General features: G+C 72.9%; 19 protein-coding genes. 11 read left to right on the plus strand and 8 right to left on the minus strand.

Annotated features, from left to right (window positions below):
* Positions 1-29: 29 nt before the first annotated feature.
* Positions 30-2,150, minus strand: coding sequence for a GAF domain-containing sensor histidine kinase (locus ACZ6ZR_RS16170; RefSeq protein WP_465642739.1), 2,121 nt, complete (start codon positions 2,148-2,150; stop codon positions 30-32).
* Positions 2,151-2,301: 151 nt separating this feature from the next.
* Here ACZ6ZR_RS16170 and ACZ6ZR_RS16175 point away from each other — a divergent pair, with 151 nt between their 5' ends.
* Positions 2,302-2,952: a (2Fe-2S)-binding protein gene (locus tag ACZ6ZR_RS16175; RefSeq protein ID WP_465642740.1), complete on the plus strand. Its 651-nt coding sequence runs from the start codon at positions 2,302-2,304 to the stop codon at positions 2,950-2,952.
* A gap of 7 nt (positions 2,953-2,959) precedes the next feature.
* Here the strand turns inward: ACZ6ZR_RS16175 and ACZ6ZR_RS16180 are convergent, their stop codons facing one another.
* From ACZ6ZR_RS16180 to ACZ6ZR_RS16190, 3 genes are all read right to left on the minus strand, one after another.
* Complete coding sequence (locus tag ACZ6ZR_RS16180) at positions 2,960-4,321, minus strand: pyridoxal phosphate-dependent decarboxylase family protein (protein WP_465642741.1); 1,362 nt, start codon at positions 4,319-4,321, stop codon at positions 2,960-2,962.
* Positions 4,322-4,508: 187 nt separating this feature from the next.
* Complete coding sequence (locus tag ACZ6ZR_RS16185) at positions 4,509-4,973, minus strand: Lrp/AsnC family transcriptional regulator (RefSeq protein WP_465642742.1); 465 nt, start codon at positions 4,971-4,973, stop codon at positions 4,509-4,511.
* Positions 4,974-5,253: 280 nt separating this feature from the next.
* Positions 5,254-6,606 (minus strand): hypothetical protein, encoded by a 1,353-nt coding sequence (locus tag ACZ6ZR_RS16190; RefSeq protein ID WP_465642743.1) that lies wholly within the window; start codon positions 6,604-6,606, stop codon positions 5,254-5,256.
* Positions 6,607-6,749: 143 nt separating this feature from the next.
* Between ACZ6ZR_RS16190 and ACZ6ZR_RS16195 the strand changes: the two genes are divergently transcribed.
* Entirely contained in the window at positions 6,750-7,616 is an 867-nt protein-coding gene (locus ACZ6ZR_RS16195; protein WP_465642744.1) for an aldo/keto reductase, read from the plus strand.
* A gap of 188 nt (positions 7,617-7,804) precedes the next feature.
* Here the strand turns inward: ACZ6ZR_RS16195 and ACZ6ZR_RS16200 are convergent, their stop codons facing one another.
* Complete coding sequence (locus ACZ6ZR_RS16200) at positions 7,805-8,731, minus strand: NADP-dependent oxidoreductase (RefSeq protein WP_465642745.1); 927 nt, start codon at positions 8,729-8,731, stop codon at positions 7,805-7,807.
* Positions 8,732-8,906: 175 nt separating this feature from the next.
* On the opposite strand from ACZ6ZR_RS16200, the gene nadA reads away from it, so the two are divergent.
* Positions 8,907-10,088: a quinolinate synthase NadA gene (nadA, locus tag ACZ6ZR_RS16205; protein ID WP_465642746.1), complete on the plus strand. Its 1,182-nt coding sequence runs from the start codon at positions 8,907-8,909 to the stop codon at positions 10,086-10,088.
* 66 nt (positions 10,089-10,154) lie between these two features.
* On the opposite strand, the gene pspAA is transcribed toward nadA, so the two are convergent.
* Together pspAA and ACZ6ZR_RS16215 are read right to left on the minus strand one after the other, a co-directional pair.
* On the minus strand, positions 10,155-10,448 hold the full coding sequence (gene pspAA / locus ACZ6ZR_RS16210; RefSeq protein WP_465642747.1) for a PspA-associated protein PspAA: 294 nt from the start codon (positions 10,446-10,448) through the stop codon (positions 10,155-10,157).
* Between the two features lie 32 nt (positions 10,449-10,480).
* Positions 10,481-11,251: a PspA/IM30 family protein gene (locus ACZ6ZR_RS16215; protein ID WP_465642748.1), complete on the minus strand. Its 771-nt coding sequence runs from the start codon at positions 11,249-11,251 to the stop codon at positions 10,481-10,483.
* A 286-nt stretch (positions 11,252-11,537) separates the two neighbouring features.
* Here ACZ6ZR_RS16215 and ACZ6ZR_RS16220 point away from each other — a divergent pair, with 286 nt between their 5' ends.
* Positions 11,538-12,131, plus strand: a complete 594-nt coding sequence (locus ACZ6ZR_RS16220; protein ID WP_465642749.1) for a DUF3043 domain-containing protein — start codon at positions 11,538-11,540, stop codon at positions 12,129-12,131.
* A 194-nt stretch (positions 12,132-12,325) separates the two neighbouring features.
* Complete coding sequence (locus tag ACZ6ZR_RS16225; protein ID WP_465642766.1) at positions 12,326-13,039, plus strand: methyltransferase domain-containing protein; 714 nt, start codon at positions 12,326-12,328, stop codon at positions 13,037-13,039.
* An 18-nt stretch (positions 13,040-13,057) separates the two neighbouring features.
* On the opposite strand, the gene ACZ6ZR_RS16230 is transcribed toward ACZ6ZR_RS16225, so the two are convergent.
* Positions 13,058-13,258, minus strand: coding sequence for a hypothetical protein (locus ACZ6ZR_RS16230; protein ID WP_465642750.1), 201 nt, complete (start codon positions 13,256-13,258; stop codon positions 13,058-13,060).
* Positions 13,259-13,346: 88 nt separating this feature from the next.
* On the opposite strand from ACZ6ZR_RS16230, the gene cobU reads away from it, so the two are divergent.
* From cobU to sucB, 6 genes are all read left to right on the plus strand, one after another.
* A complete protein-coding gene (gene cobU, locus ACZ6ZR_RS16235) occupies positions 13,347-13,910 on the plus strand; it encodes a bifunctional adenosylcobinamide kinase/adenosylcobinamide-phosphate guanylyltransferase (RefSeq protein WP_465642751.1) in 564 nt (187 codons plus the stop codon).
* Positions 13,911-13,921: 11 nt separating this feature from the next.
* Complete coding sequence (locus ACZ6ZR_RS16240) at positions 13,922-15,040, plus strand: nicotinate-nucleotide--dimethylbenzimidazole phosphoribosyltransferase (protein ID WP_465642752.1); 1,119 nt, start codon at positions 13,922-13,924, stop codon at positions 15,038-15,040.
* A gap of 5 nt (positions 15,041-15,045) precedes the next feature.
* Entirely contained in the window at positions 15,046-15,786 is a 741-nt protein-coding gene (locus ACZ6ZR_RS16245; protein ID WP_465642753.1) for an adenosylcobinamide-GDP ribazoletransferase, read from the plus strand.
* Between the two features lie 257 nt (positions 15,787-16,043).
* Positions 16,044-17,534 (plus strand): leucyl aminopeptidase, encoded by a 1,491-nt coding sequence (locus tag ACZ6ZR_RS16250; protein ID WP_465642754.1) that lies wholly within the window; start codon positions 16,044-16,046, stop codon positions 17,532-17,534.
* A 378-nt stretch (positions 17,535-17,912) separates the two neighbouring features.
* Positions 17,913-19,301 (plus strand): dihydrolipoyl dehydrogenase, encoded by a 1,389-nt coding sequence (gene lpdA / locus ACZ6ZR_RS16255; protein WP_465642755.1) that lies wholly within the window; start codon positions 17,913-17,915, stop codon positions 19,299-19,301.
* Between the two features lie 81 nt (positions 19,302-19,382).
* Complete coding sequence (gene sucB / locus ACZ6ZR_RS16260; RefSeq protein WP_465642756.1) at positions 19,383-21,173, plus strand: 2-oxoglutarate dehydrogenase, E2 component, dihydrolipoamide succinyltransferase; 1,791 nt, start codon at positions 19,383-19,385, stop codon at positions 21,171-21,173.
* Positions 21,174-21,212 lie beyond the last annotated feature (39 nt).

Consider the following 21,212-nt stretch of genomic DNA (forward strand, 5'->3'; position numbering starts at 1 on the left):
CCGGCTCTCGCCGGTGCTCCGGTTCCACATTAGGAGCCGGCCCGCTTCGGGGCCTGAGCTCCAGGCCCCGACTCCGTCCCGGGACCGGCCGCCCGGTCGGCCGGGACCGGCAGCACCGCCCGGACGGTGGTGCCCTCCCCCGTGCTGGTGACGGAGCAGGTGCCGCCGAGCTCCTCGGCCCGGTCCGCCATCGACCGCAGGCCCAGCCCGCGGCCGCCCGGCCGGGGGGCGAACCCCCGGCCGGTGTCCGTGACCTCGAGCACCACGTCGTCCCCGGTGACGGTGACGATGACCTCGGCGGACCGGGCTCCGGAGTGGCGCACCGCGTTGTTCAGCGCCTCGGCGCAGATCCGGTAGGCGGCCACCTCGATGGCGGCCGGCAGCGCGGGCAGCGGATCCGGGTGCACCCGGGTGGCGATCCGGAGCCGCGCGCCGGACAGATCCACGCCCAACTGGCGGACGGCGCCGCCCAGTCCACCGTGGTCCAGGGCCGCCGGGGCCAGGCCCGAGGTGATCCGGCGCAGCTCGGTCATCACCTCGCCCAGCCCGCCGGAGATCTCCCGCATCGGCCTGGCCTCGGCCGGCGGCCGGCCGTCGACCACGGTGTCCACCCGCAGCCGCAGCGCGGAGAGCACCGGGCCGATGCCGTCGTGCAGGTCGTGCCGCAGGCGGCGGCGCTCCTCCTCCCGGGCCACCACGATCCGCTCGCGTCCGGCCTGGAGCTCGCCCTGGAGCCGGAGCAGGGCGATCACCGGGGCGGCGTTGTCCGCCAGCAGCCGCAGCACCTCCCGGTCCTGCGGGTCGAGCAGGTGGTCACCCTCCCGGGGTGCGGCGAGCAGGTGCCCGATCACCTCGTGCTGGTGCACCAGCGGGAGCGAGACGGTCTCCTCCCCGCTGCCGAGCTCGGCGTGCCGGACCGCGCCCTCCCGGGTGTGCACGATCACCGCGGCGGCCCGCAGGCCGAGGGTGCCGACCACCGTCGCGCAGAGCATGGCCGGGGCGGCGGTCGGGCTGACGGCCTGGCTCAGCCGGGCCGCCAGCTCCCGGACCACGTCGTAGGGCTCGGCCCGCTCGCCGTAGAAGTGACGGTCGATCAGGCGGCCGCACCAGTGGCCGACCGGGCGGGCCAGCAGACCGGTGCCGAGCAGGGCCGCGCCCACCAGCAGCCGCTCCGGGGCGATCCCGCCGGGCCCGTGCCGCTGGTCGAGCCAGAGGACGGTGAACAGGGCCAGCAGCAGCAGCCCACCGGTCAGCCAGAACAGCGTCAGCACCCGCCGGGCCGCCCGGTCCAGCACCACCGTGCGGTCGCGGGCGATCACCAGCCCGGCGCCGAGCGGCCAGAGCACCGCGACCAGGTAGCCGACCAGCCGCTCGCCCCAGTCCGGCAGGTGCAGCTCGTGGAGGTAGTGGTAGTAGGAGCCGTCCAGGACCACCAGCAGGTAGGGCAGCAGCAGGGACAGCCGCGGCCCGAGCGGGTGGTGCGAGCGGTACCAGCGCACGGCCATCACCGCCAGGTTGACGGCGACCACCCCGGGGAGGACGTGCTCGGTGTACGGGAGGGCGAAAGGGTCCCAACGGTCCATCAGGTCGTGGAACCCGAGGAAGGGGTTCGGCGCTCCGTAGTACTCGTAGGCCAGCACGTGGTTGCGCAGCTCCACCACCAGGGCCCAGCCGGCGAGCAGCAGCAGCCAGGGCCGGCCCCAGCGGCGCGGCAGCCGGCCACTGGGCAGGAAGAGCGGCAGGGCGTAGAAGGCGAGGGTCGCCGGGACGGCCAGTAGGAGGGCCGCCACCGCGACCGCCCGGAGCAGCCCCGGGCTGGCCCCGCAGACCGCGGCGGTCAGCAACAGCGCGCGGCCCAGCAGCCAGCCGGAGCCGCCGAGCAGGAGGAGCCGGCCCAGCGGCCGGTGCGCGCGGTCCACCGCCAGCAGCACGCCCGAGAGGAGCAGGCCCAGGCTGGTCAGCGCGTACAGCCCGTCCGCGTCCATGGCCTGGCGGCGGATGTCCGCGTCACCGAGGTTGAGCAGGACCAGGACCAGCCAGACCGCCGCGCTCAGCAGCCCGAGGGCGCAGACCACGAAGGCGGGCCGGACGGGTGCGTACGTCCCGTCCCCGGGTGCGTACGTCCCGCCGCGCTCTGCCTGCACGGTCATCGGCGCCTCCCGCTGTCCCGGCCCGCCGGAGCGTTCCCCCCGGCACGGCCGGGCCACGCGCGCCGGGCCTCGGCACCACTCTTCCGGTCCTGGTGTCCCAGATGACAGAGGCCGCGGTCCCGGTCCGGGGGGCGCGCTACGCTCCGGTGCCATGACCACCGCCGAGCCGATCCTCCGTCAGGTGACCGCCGTCGGCGGGTTCTTCGCCGTCACCCCGGGGCCGAAGCCGCCGGAGGGATTCCGGCCGATGGACGAGCTGCGCTCGGCGGCGTTCCTGCGCGAGCGGATCGCCGATGTGGCGCGGCGGATGGGGACGGCCGAGCCGCGGGTGGCCGCTTCGGCGGCGCAGCTGGGGGCGGCGGCCCGGCTCTGGTCGGTGGCGCTGGGCACGGCGGTGGTCGGCGGGGTGGTGCCGGACCTGGCCGGGGCGTACTGGCGACTGGTGCCCGGCGGGATGCTGGAGCTCTGGGTGCCGGGGGTGCGCGGGCCGGGCCCGGTGGGGCTGGCCGCGGAGCTGTACCTGGAGGTGGTGGAGGGTCAGCTGCGCCCGTTCGGCGAGGCGGTGCGCCGGGTCACGCCGGTGGCCGAGGGGCTGCTCTGGGGCAACGCGGCCTCGGCGCTGGCCGGGGCGGTGAAGGTGCTGGGCGGTGGCCGTGAGCTGGCGGCGGAGCTGCTGGCCGTCGGCCCGCTGCGCGGTGCGCTGCGGGCCGACGGGAGACGTACGAGCTGCTGTCTGTACTACCGGGCGCCGGGGGCGGGCCTGTGCGGGGACTGCGTGTTCGACCGGCCGCCCGGGCGCTGACGGTGGATCAGGCCATGGTGGCGAGGATCTCCTCGACCATCTCCATGGTGGTGCCCGGGTGCAGGAAGGCGAAGCGGGCGACGGTCTCGCCGTCCCAGCCGGTGGGGGTGACGAAGCCGATCTGGTCGGCCAGCAGCTGCTGGGACCAGCGGTAGTAGTCCTCGTGGGTCCAGCCGGTGCGGCGGAAGCAGACCGAGGAGAGCTGAGGGTCCATCAGCAGCTCCAGGTGCTCGGAGCCCTCGATCAGCGCGGCGGTCTCCCGGGCCAGGGTGAGGCCGGCCTCGATCGCGTCGGTGTACGCCTGGGTGCCGTGCACCGCCAGGGAGAACCAGAGCGGCAGGCCACGGGCCCGGCGGGTCAGGTGGTAGGCGTAGTCGGTGGGGTTCCACTCGTCGCCCTCGGTGTGCAGCACGTCCAGGTAGGAGGCGTCCTGGGTGTGCACGGCGCGGGCCAGCTGCGGGTTGCGGTAGATCAGCGCGGCGCAGTCGAACGGGGCGAACAGCCACTTGTGCGGGTCCACCACGAAGGAGTCCGCGTGCTCGATGCCGTTGTAGCGCTCCCGGACGGAGGGGGCGAACAGGCCGGCGCCGCCGTACGCGCCGTCCACGTGGAACCACAGGCCGCGCTCGCGGGTGACCTCGGACAGGCCCTGGAGGTCGTCGACGATGCCCTCGTTGGTGGTGCCGGCGGTGCCGACCACGGCGATGACGGTCTCGGGGTTCGGGTCGGCGGCGAGGGCGGCGCGCAGCGCCTCGCCGGTGAAACGGCGGTCGACGGTCGGGACCTTGAAGGCCTCGACGCCGATGATGTTGAAGGTGTTCTTCACCGAGGAGTGCACCTGGTCGGCGACCGCGACGCGCAGCTTGACGCCCTCGCCGAGGCGGCGGCGGGCGGTGTCGCGGGCGACCACCAGGGCGGACAGGTTGCCCGCCGAGCCGCCGGAGACGAAGGTGCCGCCGGCCGTCTCGGGCATCCCCGCGCGGTCCGCTATCAGGCGCAGCACCTGGTTCTCGGCGGCGATGGCGCCGGCCGCCTCCAGCCAGGAGATGCCCTGGAGCGAGGCGCAGGAGACCACCATGTCGAAGAGCAGCGCGGCCTTGGTGGGGGCGCACGGGATGAAGGACAGGTAGCGCGGGCTGTCGGCGGAGATCACGGCCCGGGAGAGCTCGTGGTCGTAGAGCTTGAGCACGTCGGCCGGGTTGTTGCCGGTGGCGTTGAGCAGGCCGGCCAGCTGGGCCTTGAGGTGCTCGCCGTCCCCGGGGTGGTCCAGCGGCACCGGGTCGTACTGCAGCCGCTCGCGCATGTAGTCGAACACCAGGTCCACCAGCTCGTTGTCGGGCCGGTGCATGCGGTCGGGGGCTGCGGACATGGTGGTGCCTCTCGCTGCGTGGGGTCGGGGAGGCCCGGGGCAGTGGGGCCGCACACGGACAAGATCAGCGTAGGCAGCGGGCAGCGCGCCGCGCGCGTCGGAACGCGGCGGTCCGGGTCGGAATCGGGCGTGTTCGAGGGGGGCCGCGCAGGATTCCTGCGTCACTCCCGCGACTGCTCCCTACGGGTCAGCCGATCAGCCGGGAGAGCACCACTGAGCTGCGGCTGCGCTGCACGCCGGGCTCCTTGCGGATGCGCTCGATCACGGCCTCCAGGTGCCGGGTGTCCGAGGCCCTCAGGTGCACCAGGGCGTCCGGGTCGCCGGTGACCGTCCAGGCGGCGACCACCTCGGGGAACTGCCGCAGGCTGGCCAGGATCTCCTCGGGGGCGGTGCGCTCCCGGCAGTAGACCTCGACGAAGGCCTCGGTCTGCCAGCCGAGCACGTCCGGGTCGAGCACCACCGTGAAGCCGCGGACCACGCCGCGGGCCCGGAGGCGGTCGATCCGGCGGCGGACGGCGGTCGCGGAGAGGTTGGCCAGCAGGCCGATCTCGGCGTAGGAGGCGCGGCCGTCCCTGCTCAGGTGGGTGAGCAGCAGCCGGTCGGTCTCGTCGAGGGAGGCCCCGCCGGGATCTGACGGTCTGTTGGTGCTCATCGGTACGGGGCTCCACGGGAAGAAACGAAACGCCGCACCATTCTGCACCTAGTGCCGTGCCCGGCGAGGTCTGCCCCGTCGCGTCGTTCGGTGCGTGCTCTCGGCGTGCCGGGTGAAGGCCACGCGTAGCGGATCTACTCGGGCCTTCGACCGGTGCGGCGAAGGGCCCTCCTGCCCGATGGCGGGCAAGGAGGGCGCGTGCCGGGCGGCGTGCCGGGGCAGACCTCGCCGGACGCGGCGCCAGGACGCGCCCGGTGCCGGGCGCGTCCTTCGCGGCGGGCTACTGACCCTTGACGTCCGCCACCCGGGCGGCGCCGGCCGAGCAGTCCCGGAACTCGTACCAGGGCGCCGTACCGGTCCAGCGCAGCAGGCCGCCGGTGGCTCCGGTGCCACCGGTGGCGGCGGTCGCGTCGGAGAAGCGGCAGCCGTCGTAGAGCAGCTTGCCGGTGGTGGTCGCGCTGGTGGTGGTGACCTGGTGGGAGCCCATCAGGGCGCAGTCCTGGTAGCGGATCATCGGGGCGCGGTTCGGGGTGACCGCGTCGAAGCGGTAGACGTGCGTCGCGACGGCCGTGGTGGCCCAGCCCTGGAAGGACAGCGCGGTGTCGTCGCAGGAGACGAAGGTGATGTTGCCCTTGTACCAGGCCGAGTCGATCACCTTGTGCTTGTCGCCGCGGAGCTCGAAGCGGATGCCCTGGACGTACAGGCGGTTGACCGAGTCGGCCCGGCCGGTGGTCCCGCCGAGCTTGAAGAAGGTCCCGTTGGCCGTCGTGTCGGTGAGGATGTACGAGCCGCCGGTGAAGTTCATCGAGCCGCCGCGCTCGTTCCGGACGAAGATGCCGGACTTGAACTCGACCTTGCAGTCCCGGAACCACATGTTGAGGAACTGGTCCTGCTGGCTCGCGGCGGGGGTGGCGCCCATCACCAGGAAGGCGTCGGCGTAGGAGCCGGCGACCTGGCAGTGGTCCCAGCCCATCTCGCTGTTGAGGTCGGACTGCGGGCTGGTGGTGTCACCGGCCACGCGGTCCGGGGCGCCGTCCAGGACGATGCCCGCCTTCCAGTCGCCGCGCCACTCGACGTCGGTGTACCAGGTGTCCTGGACGCCGCCGGCGTCCGAGGAGTAGGCGTAGTTGAAGGTGGCGGTGGCGTCGCGGCTGTCGAAGGTCAGGCCGCTGATCCGGATGTTCTTGTACCGGTCCCGGTTGGTCCAGAAGGTGGTGTCCCGGGCGGTCGGCGCATAGGTGATCCGGGACAGCCGCTTGCCGTGGCCGACGATCGCGATGCCGTCGACGATGCCGCCGTTGCCGGGGCCGGCCAGGCCGGGGAGCAGCGAGTCCGGCTGGGTGAGCAGGTAGTTGCCCGGCGGGATCAGCAGGACCTTCTTGGGAATGGCGCCGGAGACCGGGTTCGGCTGGAAGGAGCCCAGCAGCTCGTTGGCCGCGTCCCGGAAGGCCTGGTCGCTGGGCGTCTGCCCGGTCGGGTCGGCGTTCTTGGCCAGCACGTCGACCACGTAGGTGCCGGCCGCGGCCTCGGCGGTACCGGCGCCGAGCGCCAGGGCGCCGACGGTCGCGCCCGCCCCGGTCAGGCCCGCCAGCAGTGAGCGGCGGCCGAGCGTTCCTCGTTCGTTCGCGGACATCGTGTACTCCCCCGTGAGATCCAGTGGATCTTCCTCGATCCGACCAAGATCCTCATTGATGACCGGGATTATCACAAGGGCGAGGTGACGACGGGTCAGAAATCCTTCGACACCGGCCCGCGGCCCGTGCTGCCCTGGTGCGCATGACCTCTCTCGGCGGCACGTACCTGATCGGTGGCGAACTACCGGTGGCCCGGCTCGGCCTCGGCACCATGCGGCTCCCCGGCCCCGGCGTCTGGGGGCCGCCGGCCGACCGGGGCGACGCGGTGCGGCTGCTGCGCCGCGCGGTGGAGCTGGGGGTGAGCCTGATCGACACCGCCGACTCGTACGGGCCGCACGTCAGCGAGGAGCTGATCGCCGAGGCGCTGCACCCGTACCCGGCGGGCCTGGTGATCTCCACCAAGGGCGGGCTCACCCGGCAGGGACCGGACGCCTGGGCGGCGCTCGGGCGGCCCGAGTACCTGCGGCAGTGCGTGGAGCTGAGCCTGCGTCGGCTCCGGCTGGAGCGGATCGACCTCTACCACCTGCACCGGATCGATCCGGCGGTGCCGCTGGAGGAGCAGCTCGGGGTGCTGGCCGACCTGCGGGCGGAGGGCAAGATCGGGCACGTCGGCCTCTCCGAGGTGGAGGTCTCCGAGATCGAGGCCGCCCGGGCGGTGGTGCCCGTCGCCACCGTGCAGAACATCTTCAACCTCACCCGACAGCGCATGCGGGACACCCTGGACCACTGCACCCGCGAGGGCATCGGCTTCGTCCCGTTCTTCCCCCTCGGCCGCGGCGACCTGGCCCGCCCCGACGGCCCCACCCCCGGCCTCACCGACCTCGCCGCCACCCACGACGCCACACCCGCCCAACTCGCCCTCGCCTGGCTCCTCCACCTCTCCCCCACCGTCCTCCCCATCCCGGGCACCTCCCGGACGGCCCACCTGGAACAGAACCTGGCGGCCGCCCGGATCACCCTGACCGCGGCCGAGGTGGCGGAGCTCTCGGAGCGCTGGACCGACGCCTAGGGGCTGTCTCCTTGATGGGGGGCAGATCAGCGGGCGTCGTTGGGGTGCGTGCCTCGGCGGCGCCGAGAAGGGGGCACCTCCCGGCCGAAGGCTGGGGGAGAGTCCATGCGGAGCATCGGCGACTGACGAGAAGCCGGCGAGGTGCGTGCTCCGGCGGCGCCCGCCAGGCCCCATCAAGGAGACAGCCCCTAGTCCACCAGGAGGACGATCTTGCCGCGGGTGCGGCCTTCGGCGTTGAGGGCTTGGGCGCTGGCGGCTTGGGAGAGGGGGAAGGTGGAGGCGATCGGGACGTGGAGCTTGCCCTCGTCGGCCAGGCGGGCGAGGGCGGTGAGGCCTTCGGCGTCGGGGCGGACCCAGACGTAGTGGCCGCCGTGGGCCTTGACGCCGTAGTCGGCGATCGAGGCGATCCGGGAGCCGTCCGGGACGAGGGTGGCGGAGACCTCGACGGCGTCGCCGCCGACCAGGTCGACCGCCGCGTCGACGCCGTCGGGGGCGAGCTCGCGGACCCGGTCGGCCAGGCCCTCGCCGTAGGTGACGGGTTCGGCGCCGAGGGAGCGGAGGAAGTCGTGGTTGCGCTCGCTGGCCGTGCCGATCACCCGTAGGCCGAGCGCCTTGGCGATCTGCACCGCGAAGACCCCGACCCCGCCGGCGGCGGCGTGCACCAGCACGGTCTGGCCCGCCGTCACCCCGAGCGCCCCGACCAGGCACTGACGGGCCGTCAGGCCGGCCAGCGGCAGCCCGCCCGCCTCGGCCCAGCCGAGCGAGGCGGGCTTGCGGGCCAGCGTCCGGACCGGGGCGGAGACCAGCTCGGCGTAGGTGCCGTGCTGCACCGCGTCCTTGCGGACGTAGCCGAAGACCTCGTCGCCGGGGGCGAACTCGGTGACCCCGCCGCCGACCGCCTGGACCACCCCGGCCGCGTCCCACCCCATGACCAGCGGGAAGTGCGCGTCGGTCACGCCGTCCAGGTAGCCTTCCCGGATCTTCCAGTCCACCGGGTTGACCCCGGCGGCCTTCACCCGGACCAGCACCGAGTCCGGGCCGATCTTGGGGTCGGGGAGCTCGGTGTACTCGACGACCTCCGGGCCGCCGTAACGCCTGATCGCGATTGCCTTCATGCCTGCCAAGACAACCCGACGCGAGGGCGGACACGACGCAACGGCACGCGGTTCTCGTCACATCGACACTTCGGCCATCGTCAGAGTGACGCTAACGGGTTATCATAGATAGCGTCAGATAGACGATAAAGGCCAAGGCACCACAGAGCTCCGCCGCACAGGAGGGCACCCGCCCGTGACCACCACCACCGAGACCTACGGCGTCGATCCCACTCCGACGCCGCTCGCACTGCTGCTGCTCGGCCGCGAGGCCGACCCGAACAGCGAGCGCGGCGTCGAGTGCCCCGGCGACCTCCCGCCCGCCTCCGACCCGGACCTGGTGGCCCGGGCCCGCGCCGCCAAGGCCGCGCTGGGCGACCGGGTCTTCATCCTCGGCCACCACTACCAGCGCGACGAGGTCATCGAGTTCGCCGACGTCACCGGCGACTCGTTCAAGCTCGCCCGGGACGCCGCCAACAAGCCGGAGGCGGAGTACATCGTCTTCTGCGGCGTGCACTTCATGGCCGAGTCGGCCGACATCCTCACCAGCAGCGCCCAGCAGGTGATCCTCCCCGACCTGGCGGCCGGCTGCTCGATGGCCGACATGGCCACCGCCGAGCAGGTCGCCGAGTGCTGGGACGTGCTCACCGAGGCGGGCATCGCCGACGTGACCGTCCCGGTCTCGTACATGAACTCCTCCGCCGACATCAAGGCCTTCACCGGCAAGCACGGCGGCACCATCTGCACCTCCTCCAACGCCGAGCGCGCCCTGAACTGGGCGTACGAGCAGGGCGAGAAGGTGCTCTTCCTGCCGGACCAGCACCTGGGCCGCAACACCGCCGTCCGCGACCTGGGCTTCTCGCTGGACGACTGCGTGCTCTACAACCCGCACAAGCCGAACGGCGGCCTGACCGTCGAGCAGCTCCGCGAGGCCAAGATCATCCTCTGGCGCGGCCACTGCTCGGTGCACGGCCGGTTCTCGCTGGACTCGGTCAACGACGTCCGCGAGCGCATCCCGGGCGTCAACGTGCTGGTGCACCCCGAGTGCAAGCACGAGGTGGTCGCGGCCGCCGACCTGGTGGGCTCCACCGAGTACATCATCAAGGCGCTGGACGCGGCCGAGCCCGGCTCCAAGTGGGCCATCGGCACCGAGCTCAACCTGGTCCGCCGCCTCGCCAAGGCCCACCCGGACAAGGAGGTCGTCTTCCTGGACCGGGCGGTCTGCTTCTGCTCGACCATGAACCGGATCGACCTGCCGCACCTGGTCTGGACGCTGGAGTCACTGGTCGACGGCCGGGTGCCGAACGTGATCACCGTGGACCCGGAGACCGAGAAGTACGCCAAGGCCGCGCTGGACCGGATGCTGGCCCTGCCGTAACGATTCCTCAGGCACGCGAAAGGGCGGGCCCCCGGCTGGGGGCCCGCCCTTTCGCGTTGCTCGGTCCTACTCCGGGATCCCGGGGATCAGCCCGTCACCCTCGGCCCGGAGCAGCTCCCGGACCTCCTCCAGGGAGGCCTCCGGGTCCGGCAGGATCAGGTCCGAGGGCTCCAGCGAGTCGTCCGGCAGCGGCGTGCCGTACTCCTTCACCGCGCTCAGCAGGCTTCCGAGCGCGGCCCGGAAGTGCTGCTCGTCGCCCGACTCCAGCGCGACGAGGAGCTCCTCGTCGAGCTCGTTCAGCCGGTTCAGGTGCCCTTCGGCGACCTGGAACTGGCCCTCGCCCATGACCCGCATGATCATGCCGGTGTTCTCCCTGCGTAGGAGTGTGGGGATTACTTGTTGTAGTTGATCGTGGGGGGCGTGTCCTGCTTGCCCTGCTCGATCGCCTGCGGCGCGCCGCCCGGGGTGCCCCCGGTGAGCTCGGCCTTCATCCGGGCCAGCTCCAGCTCGACGTCGCTGCCGCCGGCCACCCGCTCCAGCTCGGCCTCGATGTCGTCCTTGCGGCCCAGCCCGCTGGCGTCGTCCAGCGCGCCGGAGGCCAGCAGCTCGTCGATCGCACCGGCCCGGGCCTGCATCTGCGCGGTCTTGTCCTCGGCCCGCTGGATGGCCAGGCCGACGTCGCCCATCTCCTCCGAGATCCCCGAGAAGGACTCGGCGATCCTGGTCTGCGCCTGGGCGGCGGTGTAGGTGGCCTTGATGGTCTCCTTCTTGGTGCGGAAGGCGTCCACCTTGGCCTGGAGGCGCTGGGAGGCGAGCGTGAGCTTCTCCTCCTCGGCCTGCAGGGCCTGGTACTGCGTCTCCAGGTCGGTGATCTGGGACTGCAGGTTGGCCTTGCGGGTCAGCGCCTCGCGGGCCAGGTCCTCACGGCCGAGCGAGAGCGCCTTGCGGCCCTGGTCCTCGTACTTGGCCGACTGCTGCTGCAGCTGGGTGAGCTGGAGCTCCAGGCGCTTGCGGGAGGTGGCCACGTCGGCGACGCCCCTGCGCACCTTCTGCAGCAGTTCCAGCTGCTTCTGGTAGGAGTAGTCGAGCGTCTCTCGCGGGTCCTCCGCACGGTCCAGGGCCTTGTTCGCCTTGGAGCGGAAGATCAGCCCCATACGCTTCATGATTCCGTCGCTCATGGGCCTCGGGTGCCCCCTTCTCGGGCCTGCGGTTCCGTCTCGGCTGACAGGAACGAGTCTATGCGCGGCGGCTGCCCGCCCGCAGTCCTCCTGCCTGCAACAAGCCTGCTACAGCCTTCCGGCCGCGGCCTCATCCCCTGGGTGGAGACGACCCCTGACCATGATCGGAGAAGAGGGCCCGAGGTCCTAGGGGACACTCCGAGGGCATTCGATATCTGTTTGGGTCCGAGGGCACCACGAATTGCGGATACCCAGCACGTACGCTGGTGGTGTGTTCCGACGCCGTTCAGAAGAAGCCTCCTCCGCCACCGCGCTGGCCGAGCAGGACGAGACCCAGACCCGTGACCCGCAGGCCCCCAAGGGCCGGCCGACCCCGAAGCGCAGCGAGGCCGAGGCCCACCGCCGCACCCGGGTGACGGTCCCCAAGGACCGCAAGGAGGCCGCGCGGCTGTCGCGCGACCGCATGCGCTCCGAGCGGGAGAAGCAGCGCACCGCGCTGCTGGAGGGCGACGAGCGCTACCTCCCCGCCCGTGACAAGGGCCCGGTGCGGAAGTACGTCCGCGACTACATCGACTCCCGCTGGTCGCTGGCCGAGTTCTTCCTGCCGTACGCGGTGGTCGTGCTGGTCCTCAGCGTGGTCCCGAACAACACGCTGAAGCTCGCCTCGACGCTGCTCTTCATGATCTTCTTCGTGCTGGTGATCGCGGACTTCCTGCGGCTCGGCTTCGGCCTGCGCAAGGCGCTGGCCACCGGGTTCCCCGGCACCAACACCCGTGGGGCCGTCCCCTACGGGCTGATGCGCACCCTGCAGATGCGCCGCCTCCGGCTGCCCAAGCCGAAGGTCAAGCGGGGCGAGAAGCCCTGACCGCGGACCACGTGCAGCAGCCGTCCTGGGCCCAGCCCTGGACGGCTGACGCGTGGTCGGCCCACTCGGCCCACGGCGGCCTGCCCGAGCAGGGCCTCCCCGAGCAGGGGCTCGGGGCGCACGACCGGCTGCCCACCCGCGGCGCGCTGCCCACCGCCGCCACCTGGCTGGAGCGCCAGGGCGGGCTGCGGACGCTGGTCCGCCAGGAGCTGGTGGCCCGTCAGCTCGGCGCCCAGCTGGCCGGGCTGGACTGCCTGCGGGTGCTGGACGTCGGCTGCGGCCAGGGCACCCAGGCGCTCCGGCTGGCCCGTGCCGGCCACCTGGTCACCGGCCTCGACCCGGACCCGGTCACCCTCGGCGCGGCCCAGGCCGCGCTGGCGGCCGAGCCCGAGGAGGTGCGGGTACGGGTGCAGCTGCTCGGCGGCGACTGCTACCAGGTCGGCCGCTGGTTCGGCCCGCGCAGCTTCGACGTGGTGCTCTGCCACGGGGTGCTGCCGTACCTCTCCGACCCCGACCCGATGCTGGCCTCGCTGGCCCGGCTGCTCGCCCCCGGCGGGGTGCTCTCGCTGGTGGTCCGCAACGCCGAGGCACTGGCCATGCGGCCCGGGCTGACCGGGGACTGGCGCACCGCGCTGGAGTCCTTCGACTCCACCCGCTACACCAACCGCCTCGGTCTGCCCGCCCGGGCCGACCGGCTCGCCGACCTCTCCACCACGCTGCGGGACATCGCCGTGCCGGTCCGGCACTGGTACGGGGTGCGGGTCTTCACCGACACCACGCCGGACCACCAGGCACCGGTGGACGGGCGGCAGCTGGCCCAGCTGCTGGACGCCGAGGAGCGGGCCGGACAGCAGGACCCGTACCGCCGGGTGGCGGCGCTGCTGCACGTGGTCGGCGCCAAGCCTTGAGGGGCTCCTGACCGAGGGTCAGTCCTCCTGGAGGCTCATGGTGTAGATCACCTCGGCGTCGTCCAGCAGCGCCACCCGGTCCACCCCCTGGTCCAGCAGGTCCTTGTACGCCTCACCGACCCAGGACTCCGCGTCGCCCTGGCTGGTGAACTCCTCCTGCTCGCCCGGCAGGGTCACCACGGTGCCGTCCGCCTTCTCGTACCGCCACGTCCAGACCACGCCCGTCTCCTTCGCTCGGTTTGCGCTGCGCGCAGGTTAGCGTGCCCGCCGGGCGTGGCCTCATGCCTCGTGCGCGAGGATGGGCACCATGTCGATGCCCCGCACCCTGATCCTCGGCGGCGCCCGCTCGGGCAAGTCCACCCGGGCCGAGCAGCTGCTCGCCGGGTACGGGGACGTCCTGTACGTGGCCACCAGCGGCACCCGGGACGGGGACGCGGACTGGGCGGACCGGGTCCGGCTGCACCGGGAGCGGCGGCCGGCGAGCTGGCGGACGGCCGAGACCTGCGACCTGCCGGCCGTGCTGGCGGACGCCGCCGATCCGGCGCCGGTGCTGATCGACTGCCTGGCGCTCTGGCTCACCGCCGTGATGGACGAGTGCGGGGCCTGGGAGGACGGCGCCTGGCGGGAGGGCGGTGCCGAGGAGGCCGTGCTGGCCCGCTGCGCGGAGCTCGCCGAGGCCTGGAAGGTGACGGAGCGTCAGGTGATCGCCGTCAGCAACGAGGTCGGCATGGGCGTCGTCCCGGCCACCGCCTCGGGGCGCCGCTTCCGCGACACCCTGGGCCGCCTCAACATGGCGGTGGCCGATGCCTCGGAGCGCGTCCTGCTGGTGGTCGCCGGGCAGGTACTGACCGTCAAACCCGCTGGCGTGTAGCCTTCCGGACGATGGACACGACCGTGGATCTCGACGTTTTCTCCTCCCTCGTGGAGCGCCCCGACGAGAGCGCCCGCCGGGCCGGCGAGGAGCGCTGGCAGCAGCTCGACCGGCCGCGCGGCGGCCTCGGGCAGCTGGAGGAACTGGGTGCCTGGCTGGCCGGCGTCCAGGGCCGCTCGCCCGTGCGCCCGTTGACCGCCGCCAAGGTGGTGCTGTTCGCCGCCGACCACGGCGTGGCCTCGGCCGGGGTCTCCAAGCTGACCGGCGGCACCGCCCGCCGGGTGCACGCGGTGCTGGACGGCTCCGCGCCCGTCGCCGTGCTGGCCCGCCGCTACGGCGCGGCCGTGCGCGTGGTGGACGTCGGCGTGGACGCCGGGCCGGACGAGTTCCCGGCGGAGGTCAGCCGCTTCAAGGTCCGCCGGAGCTCCGGCCGGATCGACCTGGAGGACGCCCTGACGGCCGCTCAGGCCGCCGAGGCGTTCCGGGCCGGCATGGCCGTCGCCGACGAGGAGGCCGACGCCGGGACCGACCTCGTGGTGCTGGGCGACCTCGGGGTCGGCTCCACCACGGTGGCCGCCGTCCTGGTCGGCGCGCTCTGCGGCACCGACGCCGCCGCCGTCACCGGCCGCGGCTCCGGCATCGACGACCGCACCTGGATGGTCAAGTGCGCCGCCGTCCGCGACTCGCTGCGCCGGGCCCGCCCGGTGCTCGGCGACCAGCTGGCGCTGCTCGCCACCGTCGGCGGCGCGGACTTCGCCGCCGTCACCGGCTTCCTGCTCCAGGCCGCCGTGCGCAAGCTCCCGGTGGTGCTGGACGGCGTGGTCTCCGCCGCCTGTGCGCTGGTCGCCCAGCGGATCGCCTTCCGCGCCCCCGAGTGGTGGCGCGCCGGGCAGTCCACCGGCGAGCCGGCCCAGGCGAAGGCGTACGACCGGCTGACGCTGACGCCCGTTCAGACCCTCGGGGTCTCGATGGGCGAGGGCGTCGGCGCGCTGCTGGCACTGCCGCTGCTGCAGGCCGCGACCGACACCCTGGCCGAGCCCGGGGACGTCCCGGCCGCCACCGCGGTCAGCTTCGAGCCGCCTGCGCCGCGGCCGCTGCCCACCGCCGCCGAACTGCTCGGCCGGGGCTGAACCCTTTGCTCGACGGGCTCCGGTTCGCCTTCGGAACGCTGACGGTCCTTCCGGTCCGGGTGGAGCGCTGGGACCGCGAGAGCGGCGGGCGGGCGATGGCGCTGGCGCCGGTCGTCGGGGTGGTGCTCGGTGGCCTGGCGGCCCTGGTCGGCGCGTTGGTGTGCTGGCGGGGCGGGCCGCTGCTCGGGGCCGTCGCTTCGGTGGCCGTGCTGGCCGGGCTGACCCGGGGGCTGCACCTGGACGGGCTCGCGGACGTGGCGGACGGGCTGGGCAGCGGGAAGCCCGCCGAGGACGCGCTGCGGATCATGAAGCAGTCGGACATCGGGCCGTTCGGGGTGCTGGTGCTGGTGCTGGTGACGCTGGGTCAGATCGCGGCGCTGGCCCAGGAGTTCGGGCGTTCGGCGGAGGGCGGGGCGGTCGCGGTGCTGGCCGCTGCGCTGGCCGGGCGGTGCATGCTCGGCTGGGCCTGCCTGCGATCGGTGCCGGCGGCACGGCCGGGCGGGCTGGGGGCGATGGTGGCGGCCTCCGTACCGCTGCCGGCGGCGCTCGGCGGGTCGGCTCTCGCCGCTGCGGGGGTGGGGGTGTACGCGCCTCGGTACGGGGTGGCGCTGGTGGTGGGGCTGGGGTGCGGGTGGCTGCTACTGCGGCGCTGCGTACGGCGGTTGGGCGGCACCACGGGGGACGTCCTGGGCGCCACGGTCGAGACGGCGACGACGGGGGCCCTGGTCCTTCTGGCCTTGTGGTGATGCTTTTGGGGGCGCGGGGAACGGCAGCACGTGCAACTGGCTGACGGTGGGTCAGTTGCACGTGAGCCGCCTTCCGGCCCGCGCCCCGCGGCGGAGCCGCAGATCAGCAGAGCCTCGCGCCCCCGGCGGTGCAACCTGACCTCAGCCCATAGGTGCTGCAGCGGCATCCCAGCATGCGGACTACCATGCGGTGAGCACTGTGCCGGGTGCGGCTCCCGTACCGGCCGTGGACCCGCGAAAGAACAGGACTCGTTTACGTGACTGCACTGTCTGTGAGCACCTCCTCCGCCGCCTCGCTGCGTGCGGACGCTCTGGTGATCGGCGTGGCCAAGGGCCCCAAGGGCCCGGTGCCGGCCGCCGGTTCGGAGGCGGTGGCCGAGGCGTTCGAGGGCAAGCTGGCCGAGGTCCTCGCCACCCTGGGTGCAACGGGTGCCGAGGGCGAGGCGGTCAAGCTCGCCGCCCCGGCCGGGCTGAAGGCCGCGCTCGTGCTCGCGGTCGGCCTCGGCGAGGGCGAGACCTTCGGGCTGGAGTCGCTGCGCAAGGCCGCCGGTGTGGCCGCCCGTACGCTGGCCGGTTCGAAGAAGGCGGCGCTGGCGCTGCCGGCCGCCTCCGCCGAGGAGGTCGAGGCGGTCGCGCTGGGCGGTCTGCTCGGCTCGTACTCCTTCGGCTCGTACAAGAGCGACGCCAAGGCGCCGGTCGGCGAGCTGATCGTGCTGACCGACCGCAAGGGCAGCAAGGACGCCAAGGCGGCCGTCGAGCGCGCCACCGCGGTCGGCGAGGAGATCAACCGCGCCCGCGACCTGATCAACACCGCCCCGAACGACCTCAACCCGAAGTCCTTCGCCGCGATCGCCACCGCGGCCGGCAAGGAGCACGGCCTCAAGGTCGAGGTGCTGGACGAGAAGGCGCTGGCCAAGGGCGGCTTCGGCGGCCTGATGGGCGTCGGCATCGGCTCGGCCAACCCGCCCCGGCTGGTGAAGGTGGCCTACACCCACCCGAAGGCCAAGGCCACCCTCGCCTTCGTCGGCAAGGGCATCACCTACGACTCGGGCGGCATCTCGCTGAAGCCGGCCGGCCACAACGAGACCATGAAGTGCGACATGTCCGGCGCCGCCGCCGTGTTCGCCACCGTGGTCGCGGCCAAGCGCCTGGGCCTGCAGGTCAACGTCACCGCCTGGCTCGCCCTGGCGGAGAACATGCCGTCCGGCACCGCCACCCGCCCGGGTGACGTGCTGCGGATGTACGGCGGCAAGACCGTCGAGGTGCTGAACACGGACGCCGAGGGCCGCCTGGTGCTGGCCGACGCGATCGTGAAGGCCGGCGAGGAGAGCCCGGACGTCATCGTCGACGTCGCCACCCTGACCGGCGCCATGGTGCTGGCCCTGGGCACCCGGATCTTCGGCGTGATGTCCAACAGCGACGAGCTGCGCGACCGCCTGCACGCCACCGCCGAGGCGGCCGGCGAGCAGTCCTGGCCGATGCCGCTGCCGGTGGAGCTGCGCAAGAGCATGACCGAGAGCAGCGTCGCCGACCTGGCGAACATGGGCGAGCGGATGGGCGGCGGCCTGGTGGCCGGTCTGTTCCTGAAGGAGTTCGTCGCCGAGGGCATCGACTGGGCGCACCTGGACATCGCCGGCCCCGCCTTCCACGAGGGTGCGCCGACCGGCTACACCCCGAAGGGCGGCACCGGTTCGGCCATTCGCACCCTGCTGCGCTTCGCCGAGGACACCGCCAACGCCAAGGGCTGAACCCCGCGGTAGCGCACTCCGGGCCCGGCGTACTGCCAGTTACCAGCTGGTAGTACGCCGGGCCCGTTTCTGACAACGTCTGTTCGCCATAGGCGAAACTTTGTTCCGTAGAGCGGAACAACTGCGGCACCGGGCCTCCGCTTGCCCCCTTCTCCCCCGCCGTTACCCATCCGTGAGCTGCGGAGATACCCTCACACAGGGGACATCGGGCACTGCTCGTCGCGGTCCGCCGGAGCCACCTCGGTGGCCCCGACCACCAGCCGCCGCGAACAAGTGCGAAGATGTTTCTCCGGAAGACGTGGGCGCCTTACGAGGGCGCACGCTCACCGGACCGCGACCGGCCCGGCGAACCGCACCCCTTTGCATGGAGGACGTGACGTGGCGAACGACGCCAGCACCGTTTTCGACGTAGTCATTCTCGGAGGCGGAAGCGGCGGCTACGCCGCGGCGCTCCGTGCCGCGCAGCTCGGACAGAGCGTGGCGCTGATCGAGAAGGGTGAGCTGGGCGGCACCTGCCTGCACCGTGGCTGCATCCCGACCAAGGCCCTGCTGCACGCGGCCGAGATCGCGGACGAGACGAAGGAGGCCGCCGAGTTCGGCGTGCTGGCCACCTTCAACGGCATCGACATCAACGGCGTCCACAAGTACAAGGACGACGTCATCGCGGGCCTGTACAAGGGCCTGCAGGGCCTGGTCGCCTCCCGCAAGGTCACCTTCATCCAGGGCGAGGGCAAGCTCTCCTCCCCGACCTCGGTGGACGTCAACGGCCAGCGGGTCCAGGGCAAGCACGTCGTGCTGGCCACCGGCTCGGTGCCGAAGTCGATCCCCGGTCTGACCATCGACGGCGACCGCGTGATCTCCTCGGACCACGCGCTCAAGCTCGACCGCATCCCGCAGTCCGCCGTCATCCTCGGCGGTGGCGTGATCGGCGTCGAGTTCGCCTCGGTCTGGAAGTCGTTCGGCGTCGACGTCACCATCGTCGAGGCCCTGCCGCACCTGGCGCCGCTGGAGGACGAGAACTCCTCCAAGCTGCTGGAGCGGGCCTTCCGCAAGCGTGGCATCAAGTTCGAGCTCAAGGCCCGTTTCTCCGGCGTCGAGTACACCGAGACCGGTGTCCGCGTCTCCACCGAGAACGGCAAGACCATCGACGCCGACCTGCTGCTGGTCGCCATCGGCCGCGGCCCGGTCTCGGCCGGCCTCGGCTACGAGGAGCAGGGCGTCGCCATGGACCGCGGCTACGTCCTGGTCGACGAGTACATGCGCACCAACGTGCCGACCATCTCGGCCGTCGGTGACCTCGTCCCGACCCTGCAGCTGGCCCACGTCGGCTTCGCCGAGGGCATCCTGGTCGCCGAGCGCCTGGCCGGCCTGAAGGCCGTGCCGATCGACTACGACGGCGTCCCGCGGGTGACCTACTCCAACCCGGAGGTCGCCTCCGTGGGTCTGACCGAGGCCAAGGCCGTCGAGCTGTACGGCAAGGACAAGGTCGTCACCCTCAAGTACAACCTGGCCGGCAACGGCAAGAGCAAGATCCTGAAGACCGCCGGCGAGATCAAGCTCGTCCAGGTCAAGGACGGCGCCGTGGTCGGTGTGCACATGGTCGGCGCCCGCATGGGTGAGCAGGTCGGCGAAGCCCAGCTCATCTACAACTGGGAGGCGCTGCCGGCCGAGGTCGCCCAGCTCATCCACGCGCACCCGTCGCAGTCCGAGGCCCTCGGCGAGGCGCACCTGGCGCTGGCGGGCAAGCCGCTGCACGCACACGACTGATCGCGCCCGAGCGCGGCTGATCGCGCCCCACGGCAGTTCCCCCATACCTGTACGCAAGACTTGATAGGAGTCGCTGAAACCATGGCGGTCTCAGTAACACTGCCCGCGCTGGGCGAGAGCGTTTCCGAAGGCACCGTCACCCGCTGGCTGAAGGCCGAGGGTGACCGCGTCGAGGTCGACGAGCCGCTGCTCGAGGTGTCCACCGACAAGGTCGACACCGAGATCCCGGCCCCCGTCTCCGGCATCCTGGCCGCGATCAAGGTCGCCGAGGACGAGACGGTCGAGGTCGGCGCCGAGCTGGCCATCATCGACGACGGCTCCGGCGCCCCGGTCGCCGCTGCCGCCCCCGTCGCCGAGGCCGCTCCGGCCGCCCCGGTCGCCGCCCCGGCCCCGGTGGCCGAGGCCCCCGCCGCTCCGGCCCCCGTGGCCGCTGCGGCTCCGGCCGCCGACGCCACCCCGGTGCTGCTGCCGGCGCTCGGCGAGTCGGTCACCGAGGGCACCGTCACCCGCTGGCTCAAGGCCGAGGGCGACACCGTCGAGGTCGACGAGCCGCTGCTCGAGGTCTCGACCGACAAGGTCGACACCGAGATCCCGTCGCCGGTCGCCGGTGTTCTGGTGAAGATCGTCGTCGGCGAGGACGAGACTGCCGAGGTCGGCGCCCAGCTCGCGCTGATCGGCGCGGCGGGTGCGGCTCCGGCCGCCGCCGCTCCGGCCCCCGTCGCTGCCCCGGCTCCGGCCGCGCCGGCTGCCCCGGTCGCCGCTCCGGCTCCGGTGGCCCCGGCCGCTCCGGTCGCCGCCCCGGCTCCGGTGGCCCCGGCCGCTCCGGTCGCCGCTGCTCCGGCCCCCGTGGCCGCGCCGGCCCCGGTCGCCGCTCCGGTTGCTCCCGTCGCCGCTCCGGTTGCCCCGGTCGCTGCCCCGGTTGCCGCTCCGGTCGCCGACGGCTCGGACGCGTACGTGACCCCGCTGGTCCGCAAGCTCGCGGCCGAGCAGGGCATCGCGCTCTCCGCCGTCACCGGCACCGGTGTCGGCGGTCGCATCCGCAAGCAGGACGTCCTGGCCGCTGCCGAGGCCGCCAAGGCCGCTGCCGCCGCCCCGGCGCCGGTCGCCGCTGCCCCGTCCGCCGCGCCGAAGGCGGCCGCCGCCCCGTCCCCGCTGCGCGGTCAGACGGTCAAGATGACCCGCATGCGCAAGGTCATCGGCGACAACATGCTGAAGGCCCTGCACGAGCAGGCCCAGCTGACCACCGTGGTCGAGGTGGACGTCACCAAGATCATGACCCTGCGCGGCAAGGCCAAGGAGTCCTTCCTGGCCCGCGAGGGCGTCAAGCTCTCCCCGATGCCGTTCTTCGTGAAGGCCGCGGCCCAGGCGCTGAAGACCAACCCGGTCGTCAACTCCCGCCTGAACGAGGCCGAGGGCACCATCACCTACTTCGACTCCGAGAACATCGGTATCGCGGTGGACTCGGAGAAGGGTCTGATGACCCCGGTCATCAAGGGCGCGGGCGACCTCAACATCGCCGGCATCTCCAAGAAGACCGCCGAGCTGGCCGGCAAGGTCCGCAGCAGCAAGATCAGCCCGGACGAGCTGTCCGGTGCGACCTTCACCATCAGCAACACCGGCTCGCGCGGTGCGCTGTTCGACACCGTGGTCGTGCCGCCGAACCAGGCGGCCATCCTCGGCATCGGCGCCACCGTGAAGCGCCCGGTCGTCATCGAGGTCGACGGCGCGACCGCCGTCGGCGTCCGTGACATGACCTACCTCTCGCTCTCCTACGACCACCGCCTGGTGGACGGCGCCGACGCCGCCCGCTACCTGGTCGCGGTCAAGGAGATCCTCGAGGCCGGCGAGTTCGAGGTCGAGCTCGGCCTGTAAGGGCGTCAGCTCCGGCTGGTACTTGTGGCGGTGCCCCAT

It is taken from the genome of Kitasatospora sp. NPDC088742, assembly GCF_055584905.1.